This is a genomic window from Hydrogenophaga sp. T66, assembly GCF_057219855.1.
In genome coordinates, this window is sequence record NZ_JBXVVX010000001.1 from 593,953 (window position 1) to 607,695 (window position 13,743).

12 protein-coding genes are annotated in these 13,743 nt (G+C 69.0%); 5 read left to right on the plus strand and 7 right to left on the minus strand.

The annotated features are described in order from the left end of the window. Positions 1 to 28: 28 nt before the first annotated feature. From AC2D80_RS02805 to AC2D80_RS02825, 5 genes are all read right to left on the minus strand, one after another. Entirely contained in the window at positions 29 to 1,036 is a 1,008-nt protein-coding gene (locus AC2D80_RS02805; protein ID WP_484631456.1) for a class 1 fructose-bisphosphatase, read from the minus strand. Positions 1,037 to 1,066: 30 nt separating this feature from the next. After that, a complete protein-coding gene (gene pepN, locus AC2D80_RS02810) occupies positions 1,067 to 3,766 on the minus strand; it encodes an aminopeptidase N (RefSeq protein ID WP_484631457.1) in 2,700 nt (899 codons plus the stop codon). Between the two features lie 3 nt (positions 3,767 to 3,769). After that, positions 3,770 to 4,874 (minus strand): peptide chain release factor 2 gene (gene prfB / locus AC2D80_RS02815; protein ID WP_484631458.1). Its coding sequence is split into 2 segments (ribosomal slippage): positions 3,770 to 4,792 and positions 4,794 to 4,874, totalling 1,104 coding nucleotides; the frame shifts between segments, so codons are not numbered across the junction. A gap of 96 nt (positions 4,875 to 4,970) precedes the next feature. Continuing rightward, a complete protein-coding gene (locus AC2D80_RS02820; RefSeq protein WP_484631459.1) occupies positions 4,971 to 5,486 on the minus strand; it encodes a hypothetical protein in 516 nt (171 codons plus the stop codon). A gap of 76 nt (positions 5,487 to 5,562) precedes the next feature. Further along, positions 5,563 to 6,477 carry an alpha/beta fold hydrolase gene (locus AC2D80_RS02825; RefSeq protein WP_484631460.1) on the minus strand — a complete coding sequence of 305 codons (915 nt, stop codon included), beginning with the start codon at positions 6,475 to 6,477 and terminating at the stop codon, positions 5,563 to 5,565. Positions 6,478 to 6,512: 35 nt separating this feature from the next. Between AC2D80_RS02825 and AC2D80_RS02830 the strand changes: the two genes are divergently transcribed. From AC2D80_RS02830 to AC2D80_RS02840, 3 genes are all read left to right on the plus strand, one after another. Then, positions 6,513 to 8,282 carry an acetate--CoA ligase gene (locus AC2D80_RS02830; RefSeq protein WP_484631461.1) on the plus strand — a complete coding sequence of 590 codons (1,770 nt, stop codon included), beginning with the start codon at positions 6,513 to 6,515 and terminating at the stop codon, positions 8,280 to 8,282. A 76-nt stretch (positions 8,283 to 8,358) separates the two neighbouring features. Then, positions 8,359 to 8,643, plus strand: a complete 285-nt coding sequence (locus AC2D80_RS02835) for a hypothetical protein (protein WP_484631462.1) — start codon at positions 8,359 to 8,361, stop codon at positions 8,641 to 8,643. A 250-nt stretch (positions 8,644 to 8,893) separates the two neighbouring features. Next, on the plus strand, positions 8,894 to 9,439 hold the full coding sequence (locus AC2D80_RS02840) for a hypothetical protein (RefSeq protein WP_484631463.1): 546 nt from the start codon (positions 8,894 to 8,896) through the stop codon (positions 9,437 to 9,439). 243 nt (positions 9,440 to 9,682) lie between these two features. Here the strand turns inward: AC2D80_RS02840 and AC2D80_RS02845 are convergent, their stop codons facing one another. After that, positions 9,683 to 10,777, minus strand: a complete 1,095-nt coding sequence (locus AC2D80_RS02845; protein ID WP_484631464.1) for a PQQ-dependent sugar dehydrogenase — start codon at positions 10,775 to 10,777, stop codon at positions 9,683 to 9,685. Positions 10,778 to 10,876: 99 nt separating this feature from the next. Between AC2D80_RS02845 and AC2D80_RS02850 the strand changes: the two genes are divergently transcribed. Then, on the plus strand, positions 10,877 to 11,350 hold the full coding sequence (locus AC2D80_RS02850; RefSeq protein ID WP_484631465.1) for a hypothetical protein: 474 nt from the start codon (positions 10,877 to 10,879) through the stop codon (positions 11,348 to 11,350). Between the two features lie 79 nt (positions 11,351 to 11,429). On the opposite strand, the gene AC2D80_RS02855 is transcribed toward AC2D80_RS02850, so the two are convergent. Next, complete coding sequence (locus AC2D80_RS02855) at positions 11,430 to 12,350, minus strand: LysR family transcriptional regulator (RefSeq protein ID WP_484631466.1); 921 nt, start codon at positions 12,348 to 12,350, stop codon at positions 11,430 to 11,432. Between the two features lie 205 nt (positions 12,351 to 12,555). Here AC2D80_RS02855 and AC2D80_RS02860 point away from each other — a divergent pair, with 205 nt between their 5' ends. After that, positions 12,556 to 13,743 carry an ABC transporter substrate-binding protein gene (locus AC2D80_RS02860; protein WP_484631467.1) on the plus strand — a complete coding sequence of 396 codons (1,188 nt, stop codon included), beginning with the start codon at positions 12,556 to 12,558 and terminating at the stop codon, positions 13,741 to 13,743.

The window sequence follows — 13,743 nt, forward strand, 5'->3', positions numbered from 1 at the left end:
TATAGCGAGGCGCGCCCGGGCGTCGTGCTCAGTTCTCGAGGTGGTAGGCGGTCACGCGCTCGACTTCGTTCTTGCTGCCGAGAATCACGCTGACGCGCTCATGGAGCTGCGTCGGGCGGATGTCGAGGATGCGCTGGCGGCCGTTGGTGGCCGCGCCGCCGGCCTGCTCGACCAGCCAGCCCATCGGGTTGGCCTCGTACATCAGGCGCAGCTTGCCCGGCTTGTTGGGCTCGCGCTTGTCCCACGGGTACATGAAGATGCCGCCGCGGGTGAGGATGCGATGGACGTCGGCCACCATGCTGGCGATCCAGCGCATGTTGAAGTCCTTGCCGCGCGGGCCTTCCTTGCCGGCCAGGCATTCATCCACATAGCGCTTCACCGGGGCATCCCAGTGGCGCATGTTGCTCATGTTGATGGCGAATTCCTTGGTGTCGGCGGGAATCTGGACGTTTTCGCGCGTCAGCACGAAGGAGCCCTGCTCGCGGTCGAGCGTGAACATGGCGACACCGTCACCCACGGTCAGCACCAGCGTCGTCTGGGGACCGTACACGCAGTAGCCCGCGGCCACCTGTTGCGCCCCGGGCTGCAGGAAGTCCTGCTCGCTCACGCCGGCGCTGCCCTCGGGTTTCTTCAGCACGCTGAAGATGGTGCCGATGCTGACGTTGACGTCGATGTTGGACGAGCCGTCGAGCGGATCGAACAGCAGCAGGTATTCGCCCTGCGGGTAGCGGTTGGGCACGACGTAGATGCCGTCCATTTCTTCGCTGGCCATCGCGGCGAGGTGGCCGCCCCACTCGTTGGCTTCGATCAGCACCTCGTTGGCGATGATGTCGAGCTGCTTCTGCACCTCGCCCTGCACGTTTTCGGTCTGCGCCGTGCCGAGCACGCCGCCGAGGTCGCCCTTGTTGACGGCCTGGCTGATGCTCTTGCACGCGCGGGCCACGACTTCCAGCAGCAGCCGCAGCTGGGCCGGGATGCGGCCATCGAGCCGCTGTTGCTCCACGAGGTAGCGGGTGAGGGAGATGCGTTGGGTCATGAAGGCTCCAGGAGAGTCCAGGGCTGGGGATCAGTCGTCGGCGAGGGCGCGGGAGACCACCTCGCGCACGTCGTTGCTCAGGTCGGTTTGTGCGGCCACGCGGGCGATCGCTTCGCGTGCGGCGCTGCGGTAGGGCTCGGCGAGCTTCTTCCAGCGGTCCAGCGCGCGCGCGAGGCGGGCGGCCACCTGGGGGTTGAAGCGGTCAATCTCGATGACGCGCTCGCTCCAGAACACATAGCCCGCGGCGTCGGTGCGGTGGAAGGCGCCGGGGTTGGCGTTGCAGTAGCTGAAGATCACGCTGCGCGCCCGGTTCGGGTTCTTCAGCGCGAAGTCGGGGTGGTTCATCAGCTGCCGCACGGCCGGCAGGATGTTGCCCTGGCGGTCGGGCGCTCCGGCCTGCAGGGCGAACCATTTGTCCAGCACGAGCGCTTCGTGGCGGAAGAGGGTGTGAAAGCGCGACAGCGCCTCCCGCGCCAGCGGGTGGTCACTGACCACCAGGGCCGACAGCGCGTGGAAGCGGTCGGTCATGTTGCCGGCGTCCTTGAACCGCTGGTAGGTCTTACCGGGCCACACCGCGTCGCCGCTGGCGCGCGCGGCCACGCACAGCATGGCCAGCGCCATGCCGGCGAGCGCGCGGCGGCCGGTGCTGCGCGGATCGGGGCGGTAGGCGCCGTTGTCGTGGTGCGCTTCATGGGCCCAGGCCCAGTCGGCGTGCAGGTCGGTGGCGAGCTGGGCCCGCATGGCCTCGCGCACGGCATGAATGCGCTGCGGATCGACCACGGCCAGTTGCTCGGCCATGTAGGTTTCGCTCGGCAGCGTGAGCACCAGTTCCTTGAAGGCGGCGTCCAGCGCGGGGTGGCGCAGCACGTCGCGCAGCGCCTGCACGACCGCGGCGTCCAGCGGGCGCTCGGGCACCGGCCCGTCCTGTTCGATGGCGGCCAGCGCGCGGCGCAGCACGAGGCGTTGCCCGGCTTCCCAGCGGTTGAACGGGTCGGTGTCGTGGGCCAGCAGCGTGAGCAGCTGCGCGTCGGTGTAGTCAAACGCCAGCACCACCGGCGCCGAAAACCCGCGCAGCAGCGAGGGCACGGGCGCGCCGGGCAGGCCGTCGAAGCGCAGGGTGGTTTCGGTGTCGTCCAGCACGCACAGGCGCTGCGCCGGCGACAGCGGGATCTCGCGCCCTTCGGCGTCGAGCAGGCCCAGGGCCACCGGAATCACAAAGGGCGCCTTCACCGGCTGGCCGGGCGTGGGCGGGCAGCTCTGGCGCAGGGTGAGCGTGGCGGTGCCGGTGGTGGCGTCGTGGCTGAGGCTGGCGTGTACGCGCGGCGTACCGGCCTGGCTGTACCAGCGCTTGAAGGCTTCCAGGCGGGTGGCGAGCGCGCTGCCCGGGTTGGCGTCGGCGATGGCCTGGGCGAAGTCGTCGCAGGTCACGGCCTGGCCGTCGTGGCGCTCAAAGTAGAGCTTCAGGCCGCGGGCGAAGCCGTCGCGGCCCTGCGGATCGCGGGCGCCATCGGCCACCAGGGTCTGCATCATCCGCACGACCTCGGCGCCCTTTTCGTACACGGTGACGGTGTAGAAATTGTTGATCTCGGCGTAGCTGTCCGGCCGCACCGGGTGGGCCATCGGGCCGGCGTCTTCCGGGAACTGCGCGGTGCGCAGCACACGCACGTCTTCGATGCGCTTGACCGCGCGCGCCGAGGCTTCGGCGCACAGGTCCATGCTGAACTCCTGGTCGCGGAAGACGGTGAGGCCCTCCTTGAGCGAGAGCTGGAACCAGTCGCGGCAGGTCACGCGGTTGCCCGACCAGTTGTGGAAGTACTCGTGGCCCACCACGGATTCGATGTTCGCGAAATCGGTGTCGGTGGCGGTGGCGCTGTTGGCCAGCACGTACTTCGTGTTGAAGATGTTGAGGCCCTTGTTCTCCATCGCGCCCATGTTGAAGTCGCTGGTGGCGACAATCATGAAGCGCTCCAGGTCGAGCGGCAGGCCGAAGCGCGCTTCGTCCCACAGGACGCTGGCGATCAGCGAGTTCATGGCGTGCTCGGTCTTGTCCATGTCGCCCGGACGCACATAGACCTGCAGCAGGTGTTCCTTGCCGCCGCGCGAGACGATGCGCTGCTCCCGTGCGACCAGCTGGCCCGCCACCAGCGCGAACAGGTAGCAAGGCTTCTTGTGCGGATCGACCCAGCGCGCGAAGTGGCGCCCGTCCTCCAGCGCGCCCGACGCCACCAGGTTGCCGTTGGACAGCAGCACCGGGTAGCGCGTCGGGTCGGCGCGCAGCGTGACGGTGTAGCTGGCCATCACGTCGGGCCGGTCGAGGAAGTAGGTGATGCGGCGGAAGCCCTCGGCCTCGCACTGCGTGAAGAAGGTGCCCTGGCTCACGTACAGGCCCATGAGCTGGGTGTTCTTCTCGGGCACGCAGGTGGTGAAGATTTCCAGATCGAAGGGCTGCTCGCCCTCGGGCAGGTTGTCCAGCACCAGCTGCCCGTTGTCCATGCGGAAGGAGCAGCCCGCCCCGTTGACCAGCACGCGCGCGAGGTTCAGCTCCTCGCCGTCCAGGCGCAGCGGCTGCGCCGGCACCGCCGGGTTGCGGCGCAGCCGCATGCGGTTGAGCACGCGGGTCTTGGCCGGATCGAGATCGAAGGTCAGGTCGACGGTGTCGATCCAGAACGCGGGCGGGGCATAGTCTTCACGGCGCACCACGGTGGTGGGGCCTTCGCGCAGGGAACTCATGGATCAAACCCCTTGTTTGAGGGAGGCTTCGATGAACGGATCGAGGTCGCCGTCGAGCACCTTTTGCGTGGCGGAAATCTCCACGTTGGTGCGCAGGTCCTTGATGCGGCTCTGGTCCAGCACGTAGCTGCGGATCTGGTGCCCCCAGCCGACGTCGGTCTTGGTTTCTTCTAGCTTCTGCTGCTCTTCCATGCGCTTGCGCATTTCGAAGTCGTAGAGCCGCGAGCGCAGCCGCTGCCAGGCCACGTCGCGGTTGCTGTGCTGGCTGCGGCCGTCCTGGCACTGCACCACGATGCCGGTGGGGATGTGCGTCAGGCGCACGGCCGAATCGGTCTTGTTGATGTGCTGGCCGCCGGCGCCGCTGGCGCGGAAGGTGTCCACGCGCACGTCGGCCGGGTTGATGTTGATCTCGATCGAGTCGTCGATCTCGGGGTAGACGAACACCGAGGCGAACGAGGTGTGGCGGCCGCCGGCGCTGTCGAACGGGCTCTTGCGCACCAGCCGGTGCACGCCGGTTTCGGTGCGCAGCAGGCCAAAGGCGTACTCGCCCTCGATCTTGATGGTGGCGCTCTTGATGCCGGCCGTGTCGCCGGCGGTTTCGTCCTCCACCGTCGCCTTGAAGCCCTTGCGTTCGGCGTACTTCAGGTACTGGCGCAGCAGCATGCTGGCCCAGTCGCAGGCCTCAGTACCGCCGGCGCCAGCCTGGATGTCGAGGAAGCAGTTCAGCGGGTCGGCCGGGTTGTTGAACATCCGGCGGAATTCGAGCTTTTCCACGTCGGCCTGCAGCGCGGCGGCCTCGGCCTCGATCGTCAGCAGGCCAGACTCGTCGTCGTCGGCGGCGGACATCTCGAACAGTTCGGTGTTGTCGGCGAGCTCGCTGGTCAGTCGCTCAATCACGCGCACCACGTCTTCCAGCGACTTCTTTTCCTTGCCCAGCTCCTGGGCGCGTTTGGGGTTGTCCCAGACGGTCGGGTCTTCCAGCGCGGACTCGACTTCCTTCAGCTTCGATGCCTTGGCATCGTAGTCAAAGATACCTCCGGAGTTCGACCACGCGGGTGGTCAGGTCTTCGAGCTGGCTGCGAATGGCGTTGCTGCGTTCGGCTTCCATGGGGTCTGTCCTGCAATCTCGGGCAAAGGCGGGATTTTCTCATGGCAGCGTGCGCCACGGCCGCCCGTCGGCGCGCGCCGCGCCGCGCCCGCCCGCTCAGAAGCGCGAGGTCACGCCAAACATGATCGCCGCCGTGCCCAGCAGCTGCATCTCCAGCGCCGTGCGGTCGCTCAGCCGGTAGCCCACGGCCGGGATCACCACCGGCGCGAAGCCACCCAGGTTGAGCGGCACCTTGTCCTTGTAGCGGCCCACGTAGCCGTAGATCACGCCCGCCGTCGCGGCGGCGTACACCCGGGGCCAGCCCGGCACCACCCCGGGCCACTGCCAGCCGACAAAGGCGTAGGCCGACGGCTGGCCGAAGGAGTTGTTGAACACCGAGAAGCCGCACGAGCGGTTGCCCGCCAGGCGCCGGCTCAGGCTGATGGCGTAGACCTGCTCGTGCTCCTCGCTGTAGGTCCAGTGGTGCGTGTAGGGGGAGAAAAACACCTCATACCGCGCCTCGCCCTCGGGCAGCGGGTCGTTCCAGCCGGGGCAGAGGTTGGTGGCCGTGGCGGCCACGGGCAGGGCGAGCAGGGCGGCGGCCAGCAGGGCGCGGGGGTGGCGGTGGGTCATCCGCGAAGTATCGCTGGCCTGTGTGTCCCGCCGGTCGCTGGGGGCAACCAGACGCTGCCGCGGGCGCCGCGCGCGTTCAGTCGCCGGCCAGGAACGCTTCGATCATGGCCGCCAGCGCGGCGGGCTGGTCGTGGTGCATCATGTGGCCGGCATCGTCGATCACCCGCTCGGTCAGCCGCGGCACGTGGGCGATGCGCTCGTGGTACTCGGCCAGCGTGTAGCGGCCCTTCCACCACAGGCCCAGGCTGTCGTCGCTGGCCGTGACCGACAACATCGGCGCCTCGATCCGCTCGTAGATCGCCAGCGCTTCCTCCACGCGGTAAATGTGCGCGCTGGTCACCTTGTGGGCGGCCTCGCCGCGGATCGCCCAGCGGCCGTCCGGCCCTGGCGCGGCCCACTCGCGCGCCAGCCACGCGGCGTGGCCGGCGGGCAGGCGCGGGTTGGTCTTCATCAGCCGCTGCGCCACGCCGTCGGCGTCGTCGTAGGTTTTCAGGCCGTTGTCGCCGCGGCGCTGCGCGGCCAGTTCGTCGAGCCACTGCGCGTAGCGGCCGGGCGCCTGCGCCGGGCGGCTGGCCGGCAGGCCGAAGCCTTCGAGGTTGACCACGCGGCGGATGCGCGCCGGCCGCACGCCGGCGTACATCGCCGCCACGTTGCCGCCCATGCTGTGGCCCACGAGGTCGATCGGCTGCTCACCCACCAGCGCGTCGAGCAGCGCGTCGAGGTCGCCCAGGTAGTCCGGGAAAAAGTAGGCATCGGGGGCCGGACCCAGCGGCGTGGTCAGGCCGAAGCCGCGCCAGTCGGGCGCGATGATGTGGCGCTCCTCGCGCAGCGCGTCCACCATGAACTGCCACGACGCGCTCACGTCCATCCAGCCGTGCACCAGCACCAGCGGTGGCCGGCCGGCCGCGGGCGAGCCCCACTCGCGCACGTGGTGGTTCCAGCCGCGAAGCGGCACAAAACGGCTGCGGGAAGGGCGCGTGGCTTGGTACATTCGGCCGATCATAGGGACGAGCCCGGAGAGCCGCGATGACGCGCCGTCAAGCACGAGACAACACCCCCCCGACCCCCCGCGCCGCCGCGCGCCCCGCCGCCGGCCCCGCGGTCGATCATTACGACGCCCTCCACGGCGGCTTCGGCTGGCACGTGCCGCCGCGCTTCAACATGGCCGACGTGTGCAGCCGCCGCTGGGCCGCCGACCCGGCCCACGCGCGCCGCCCCGCCATCATCGACACCGCCCCCGGCCAGCCCGACCGCACCCACACCTACGCCGAGCTCCAGGCCCAGGCCGACCGCCTCTCGCGCGCGCTGGTGGCGCTGGGCGTGCGCGCCGGCGACCGCGTGGCCATCGTGCTGCCGCAGCGGTTTGAAACCGCCGTGGCCTACATGGGCGTGCTGCAGCTCGGCGCGGTCGGCATGCCGCTGTCGCAGCTGTTTGGGCCCGAAGCGCTCGAATACCGCCTGCAGGACAGCGAGGCCGTGGTCGCCATCGGCGACGCCAGCACGCTGGCCGCGCTGCAGGGCGTGGCGCCGCAGTGCCCGCGGCTGCGCCAGATCATCGCCATCGACGCCCCGGCCGGCAGCGGCGCCCTCGACTGGGCCGCCGCCCTCGCCAGCCACCCCGCCGGTTTCGACGCCGCCGACACCGCCGCCGACGACCCCGCCGTGCTCATCTACACCAGCGGCACCACCGGCAACCCCAAGGGCGCACTCATCCCCCACCGCGCCCTCATCGGCAACCTCACCGGCTTCGTCTGCAGCCAGAACTGGTTTGGCTTCGACCCCTGGGATGCCGCCCGCCCCAGCGAAGCCGTGTTCTGGTCGCCCGCCGACTGGGCCTGGACCGGCGGCCTCATGGACGCCCTGCTGCCCACCCTGTACTTCGGCCGCCCGATCGTCGCCCACAACGGCCGCTTCTCGCCGCAGACCGCCTTCGAGCTGATCGAGCGCCACGGCGTGACCCACACCTTCCTCTTTCCCACCGCGCTCAAGGCCATGATGAAGGCCTTCCCCGCGCCGCGCGAGCGCTTCCGCTTCGACCTGCAAGCCATCATGAGCGCCGGCGAGGCCGTGGGCGACGCCGTGTTCGCCTACTGCCACACGCAGCTCGGCGTGACGGTCAATGAGATGTTTGGCCAGACCGAGATCAACTACATCGTCGGCAACTGTGCGCGCCTGTACGGGGCCCGCCCCGGCAGCATGGGCAAGGCCTACCCCGGCCACCGCGTGGCCGTGATCGACGACGACGGCCGCGAGTGCCCGCCCGGCACGCCCGGCGAAGTCGCCGTCCACCGCCTCGACATCCACGGCCAGCCCGACCCCGTGTTCTTCCTCGGCTACTGGAAAAACGAGCGCGCCACCCGCGCCAAGTTCACCGGCGAGCCCGCCAGCAGCTGGTGCCGCACCGGCGACCTCGCCCTCGCCGACGCCGACGGCTACCTCTGGTACCAGGGCCGCGCCGACGACGTGTTCAAAGCCGCCGGCTACCGCATCGGCCCCAGCGAGATCGAAAACTGCCTCGTCAAGCACCCCGCCGTGGCCAACGCCGCCGTCGTGCCCAAGCCCGACCCCGAGCGCGGCGCCGTGGTCAAGGCCTACGTCGTGCTCGCCCCCGGCCACACCGGCAACGACGCCCTCATCGCCTCGCTGCAAGCCCACGTCAAAGGCCAGCTCGCCCCCTACGAATACCCCAAAGAGATCGAATTCATCGACGCCCTGCCCATGACCACCACCGGCAAGGTGCAGCGCCGCGTGCTGCGGCTGCAGGAAGAAGAGCGCGCCCGGGCCCGCAGCGCCTGAGCGCGGCCGGGCCCGCCATCGCCTCTCGCCACCCGGCCCAGACCAGACCGGCCCAGACCAGCGCCCGGCGTCCGCGATGAAACCCTTCCTCATCGCCTTCGCCACCAGCCTCGCCGTCTGCGCCCTCAGCCACGCGCTCGCCACCGCCGCGCCCCCCGACTGGCGCCCCCTCGCGGCCCTGCCGCTCTACCCCGGCCTCGCGCTGTTCACCGCCCTCAACGGCTCACTGCTCTTTGGCGGCGGGCTGGGTGCGGCGGGGGCCGATGGGATGGTCGTGGTGATGGCGGCGGGGGTGTGGGCGGGGGTGGTTGGGGTGGTGTGGCGGTGGGTGGGGCGTGAGACTGCCCGTTCTGGGCGGTGACCTGTTGGCAGGATCTATGCGGGAAAGGAGGCCGGTGACAGCTTATGGCTGGGTGCAGTCGCTCAAGCATTGGCGTCGAAAGTCAGCTTCCTGAGCTGAAGCAGGTCATTGCCGCAACACTCAGTAGTTACACCCAACGAGCTTCGGCACCTCTCGCCGCTTGAGTGAGTTGAGGCAGCGCACGTGAACTGCATGTCAACCGTCGAATGCCGAGCAGAATGATTTCATCTGTAGAAGTTTCGGAGGTTCGATGGAACGACCATCTCTTTCAATGGCCCGGGCCGGTGAGCTGTTCACTCTTCTGTCATGGATACAGGGCCAGATCAATGATTTGTTGATCTTCCGGCGGCATCCCGCTCTAGTTGAGCCATTCCTCAACAATCCAGAAGTGATGCCCGCCCAGTTTGTCGACCTCCGAGTCGCCGGCTGGCAGAAGTACTTTCAAACCGTTGTGGACGAGTTCCTGGCGACCTTTGCGGACCAGTTGCACGAGAAGGAAATCGTGTCGCTGCAACAGCTCGTGGACTTCCGAAACATCATCGGGCACGCCCACTACTCCCTGGCCCGCGACTACCTCCTGTACAGACCTAATGGCGGCGAGGCGCGAGAGGCCAAGCTCATCGAGCGCCTGGGTATAAAGCCAAGAGAGGGCGCAACACGCCCAGCACTCTTCAAGCTGGACTTGTCGCGCGATGATGTTTACTTGGCTATATTCAATCAGGTGGTGTCGATTGACGAACACTGTCTTGGCCGCATAGCTACGACCTTGGGGCTGAAGCACAGCCGGATAAGTTAGTCGGCCGTCGAGTGGGCAGATCAAGCTTCTGCCAAAGGTGGTACCAAGTGGGCTGCCGCCAGTCTCGTTCACACCGACCTAAGCAGTCGATTTTGCGATTTGGCATAAGCGAGCTTGGGAGCGTCCGGACTTGATGGACCGCTTCTTGGGCTAGAGCAGCAGTTGAAGCCTAGACAGCAACTGTCCGAGAACGCTGCATATCCGCCAAACAAGGCGTCTTCATCAACAACGACTCATCCTCCGTCACCCGCCCCCCGGCACCACCCGCAACACCCGCCCCTGCGCGCTGTCTGTCAGCAGCCAGACCGCGCCGTCGGGGCCGACGCGCACGTCGCGCAGCCGTTCGCCGAGTTCGGTGAAGAGGCGTTCTTGCGGGCCGGGGGTGCCGCCGGCGAGGGGGACGCGGCGGACGCTGCGTTCTTTCAGCGCGGCCACGAGCAGGCTGCCGCGCCAGGCGGGGAAGGCGGGGGCGTCGTACCAGGCGGCGCCGGCGGGGGCGATGGAGGGGGTCCATTCCACGAGCGGGTCGGTGATGCCGGGCAGGCGCTGGAAGGGGGTGATGCGGGCGTGGGTGTAGTCGATGCCGCCGGTGGTGAGGGGCCAGCCGTAGTTGGCGCCGGGGGTGAGGCGGTTGAGTTCGTCGCCGCCGCGGGCGCCGTGTTCGTGGGCGTAGGGTGTGCCCTGGATGACGAGCAGGCCCTGGGGGTTGCGGTGGCCGAGGGTGTAGATCTCGGGGCGGGCGTCGGGGCGCTGGGCGAAGGGGTTGTCGGCGGGCACGCGGCCGTCGAGGTGGATGCGCAGCACCTTGCCGAGGTGGGTGTGGAGGCGCTGGGCGTCGGTGCGGTCGAGGTTGCCGTCGCCCATGGCGATGAGCAGGGTGCCGTCGGGCAGGCTGGCGAGGCGGCCACCGAAGTGCTGGGTGTCGGTCTTGGCGGGCTGCGAGGTGAAGATGGGCGTCACGTCGAGCAGCTGGCGGCCGTCGAAGCGGGCGCTCACCACGCGCAGGTGGTTGGCGGCCGGGGTGCCGTGGGCGAAGGAGAGCAGCACGCGGCCGGTGCGGGCGAAGTCGGGGTCGATCCACAGGTCGAACAGCCCGGCCTGCCCGCGGGCCAGCACGGGCGGCACGCCGGCGACCGGCTCGGGCCGCAGGGTGGGGCGGCCGTCGGGCCCGGGCTCGATGACGCGCAGCCGCCCGGGCCGCTCGGTGACGAGCAGCCGGCCGTCGGGCAGGAACCCGAGCGCCCAGGGGTGATCCAGCCCGGTGGCCACGGCCTGCACGCGGTAATCCGCGGCCTGCGCCGGCGCCCCGACCAGCAGCGCCGCCACAATGGGCGCCACCGCGCGCGACAACCACCGGCTCCAGCGTCGGACCGCGCCGCGAAACCAGGCAACCCCAGCCGCTGAACCACCTGCCGACGAACCCGCCGGGCTTGAACCATGTCGATGAACCTTGTGCATGCGGGCGATTCTGCCCAGCGCCGCTGGACGGCGCATCTCTTTCCCTTGCTGCTGGCTTGGCTGCTAGCGGCGGCGTGGGGCTCGGTCGTCCAGACGCAGTGGAACCTGCAGGCGCTGGCGGCGGTGGGTGCGGTGGTGCCGCCGGGGCTGCGGGCGCAGACGACCGTGCAGGACCTGATCGCGTTTGCGCCGGTGTACGCGGGCATCGTGGCCGCGGGCTGGCTGCCGGCGCTGGCGCTGGCGGCCTGGCTGGGGCGGCGCGCGCCGCGCTGGCGGGAGGCGCTGCTGGCCGTGGCGGCGGGCGTGGGCGTGGTGGCGGCGGTCTGGGCGGTGGACGCGGTGGCGCCCATGCCGAGCTTCATCGACGCCACGCGCCACCTGCCGGGGCTGCTGTCGATGGCGGTGGGCGCGGTGATGGCGGGGGCGCTGTACGGGCGGATGACGCGCGGGTGAGGCGTGGTTGAAGCCCGGTTGAAGCGCGATCAGGCCGCCACGGCGGTCGCTGCCGCCGCTGCGCCGACGCGGCGGTCGTTCAGCCCACCAGCCGCCGCGATCGCGACTGGTCGCGCGCCACCTCGATGAACTCGCTGACCTCGGGCCGGGGCTGGGAGCCGCGCCGCCAGACGAGGCCCACGTCCACCGTGGGCACGGCGTCGCGCAGGGTGCGCACCTCCACGTGTTCGGCGTCGAGCGTCCACGGGCGGTAGAGAAAGTCGGGCAGCACAGCCAGCCCGGCGCCCACGCCCACCAGCGAGCGCACCGCCTCCAGCGACGAGGTGCGCAACACGGTGCGCGGCTTGAGCTGGTGGCGGGCCCAGACGCTGCGCATCAGCACCTCGATGCGGTCGGCCTGCAGCACCACCAGGTCGTGCGCCGCGCAATCCGCCAGCGCCACCTCTTCCTGCGCCGCCAGCGGGTGGTCGGCCGCCATCCACACCCGGTTGGGCGAGCGGGTGAGCGTTTCTGCCACCAGCGCCTGCGGCTCGCTCAGCGCGTTGCTCACCATGATCGCGATGTCGAGTTCGCCGTTGATCAGCAGGTGTTCCAGAAACGGTGGCGCGTCTTCCACCACCGTCACGTCCACGCCCGGGCAGGTGCGCCGGAAGCGGGCGAACACCTCCGACAGGTAGTAGCCCGCCACCAGGCTGGTCACGCCGATCGACAGCGAGCCGCCCAGCGGCGCGGCGCCGGGCGTCACGCCCCGGGCGGCGTCGGCCACGGCGCCGATCACCCGCCGCGCTTTCACCAGAAAGCGGTGCCCGTCGGGCGTGAGGCGCATGCCCTTGGGGCTGCGCTCAAACAGCGTCAGGCCCAGCGCGTCTTCAAGCTCCAGCACGCTTTTGGTGATCGCCGACTGGGCGATGTTGAGCATCCGCGAGGCCGCGGCCACCGAGTCGGTCTCCGCCACGGCGAGGAAATAGCGGAACTGCTTGAGCGTGAGGTGCCGGTTCATGGGGCGTGCGCACGGGGGTGGTGCGCCCTGTTGCGGTGCAAAAAGGGAAAGGGTTAATACCTACTATCGAAATTTTCGATAGCGTACCGCAGGAATATTGCATTTTGAAAGCCGCACACGGCTGCCTAGCATGCGCAGCAGCCCGGACGCCGCGCGGCGCCAGCCGGGTGTTTCTGCAACCGCCCAACCCCGAGGTGACCGTCCCATGAACATCGCGCAACGTCCCTTGACCCGCCTGGTGGCGGGTGTCGTCCTGAGTGCCTTCACGATGGGCACGCTGGCTCCCCTGGCCCACGCGCAGACCGCCCTGAAGAAGATCGGCAAGCCCGAAGGCCAGGTCGACATCGTGGCCTGGCCCGGCTACATCGAGCGCGGCCAGACCGACAAGAACTTCGACTGGGTGACCGATTTCGAGAAGAAAACCGGCTGCAAGGTCAACGTCAAGACCGCCGGCACGTCCGACGAAATGGTCGCGCTGATGAACGAGGGTGGCTTCGACCTCGTGACCGCCTCGGGCGACGCGTCCATGCGCCTGATCGCCGGCAAGCGCGTGCAGCCGATCAACGTGGACCTGATCCCCAGCTTCAAGAACGTGGACAGCCGCCTGCAGAAGGCGCCGTGGCATTACGTGAACAACACCCACTACGGCACGCCGTACCAGTGGGGCTGGAACGTGCTCATGTACAACACGACCGTGTTCAAGGACAAGCCGCCCACCAGCTGGAGCGTCGTGTTCGAGGAAACCACCCTGCCCGACGGCAAGAGCAACAAAGGCCGCATCCAGGCCTTTGACGGCCCGATCTACATCGCCGACGCCGCGCTCTACCTGATGAAGAAGAACCCGGCGCTGGGCATCAAAGACCCGTACGAGCTCAACGAAACCCAATACAAGGCCGCGCTTGACCTGCTGCGCGGCCAGCGCAAGCTGGTGGGCAAGTACTGGCACGACGCCTTCGTGCAGATCGACGACTTCACCAACGAAGGCGTGGTGGCGTCGAGCAGCTGGCAGTTCATGGCCAACATCCTCAAGAGCAAGAACCGCCCGGTGGCCACGGTGGTCCCGGTGGAAGGCGCCACGGGCTGGGCCGACACGACCATGATGCATTCGGAGGCCAAGAACCCGAACTGCGCCTACCTGTGGATGGAGCACTCGCTCAACCCCAAGCTGCAGGGCGATCTGGCGGCCTGGTTCGGCTCGGTGCCGGCGGTGCCGGCGGCCTGCAAAGGCAACAAGCTGCTGGGTGACGAGGGCTGCGCGCGGCAGGGCTTCAACAGCTTCGAGCGCATCTCTTTCTGGAAGACGCCGACCACCCGCTGCGCCACGCAGAACAACCAGTGCGTGCCGTACCACCGCTGGGTCACGGACTACATCGCCGTCCTCGGGGGCCGTTGA

What these genes read in the sequence shown, in the direction of transcription:
- AC2D80_RS02825 (WP_484631460.1), bottom strand. Translation starts at nt 6,477, where the DNA reads ATGTACCAAGCCACGCGCCCTTCCCGCAGCCGTTTTGTGCCGCTTCGC.
- pepN (WP_484631457.1), bottom strand. Translation starts at nt 3,766, where the DNA reads ATGAGTTCCCTGCGCGAAGGCCCCACCACCGTGGTGCGCCGTGAAGAC.
- AC2D80_RS02850 (WP_484631465.1), top strand. Translation starts at nt 10,877, where the DNA reads ATGTCGATGAACCTTGTGCATGCGGGCGATTCTGCCCAGCGCCGCTGG.
- AC2D80_RS02860 (WP_484631467.1), top strand. Translation starts at nt 12,556, where the DNA reads ATGAACATCGCGCAACGTCCCTTGACCCGCCTGGTGGCGGGTGTCGTC.
- AC2D80_RS02820 (WP_484631459.1), bottom strand. Translation starts at nt 5,486, where the DNA reads ATGACCCACCGCCACCCCCGCGCCCTGCTGGCCGCCGCCCTGCTCGCC.
- AC2D80_RS02855 (WP_484631466.1), bottom strand. Translation starts at nt 12,350, where the DNA reads ATGAACCGGCACCTCACGCTCAAGCAGTTCCGCTATTTCCTCGCCGTG.
- AC2D80_RS02835 (WP_484631462.1), top strand. Translation starts at nt 8,359, where the DNA reads ATGAAACCCTTCCTCATCGCCTTCGCCACCAGCCTCGCCGTCTGCGCC.
- AC2D80_RS02830 (WP_484631461.1), top strand. Translation starts at nt 6,513, where the DNA reads ATGACGCGCCGTCAAGCACGAGACAACACCCCCCCGACCCCCCGCGCC.
- AC2D80_RS02840 (WP_484631463.1), top strand. Translation starts at nt 8,894, where the DNA reads ATGGAACGACCATCTCTTTCAATGGCCCGGGCCGGTGAGCTGTTCACT.
- AC2D80_RS02805 (WP_484631456.1), bottom strand. Translation starts at nt 1,036, where the DNA reads ATGACCCAACGCATCTCCCTCACCCGCTACCTCGTGGAGCAACAGCGG.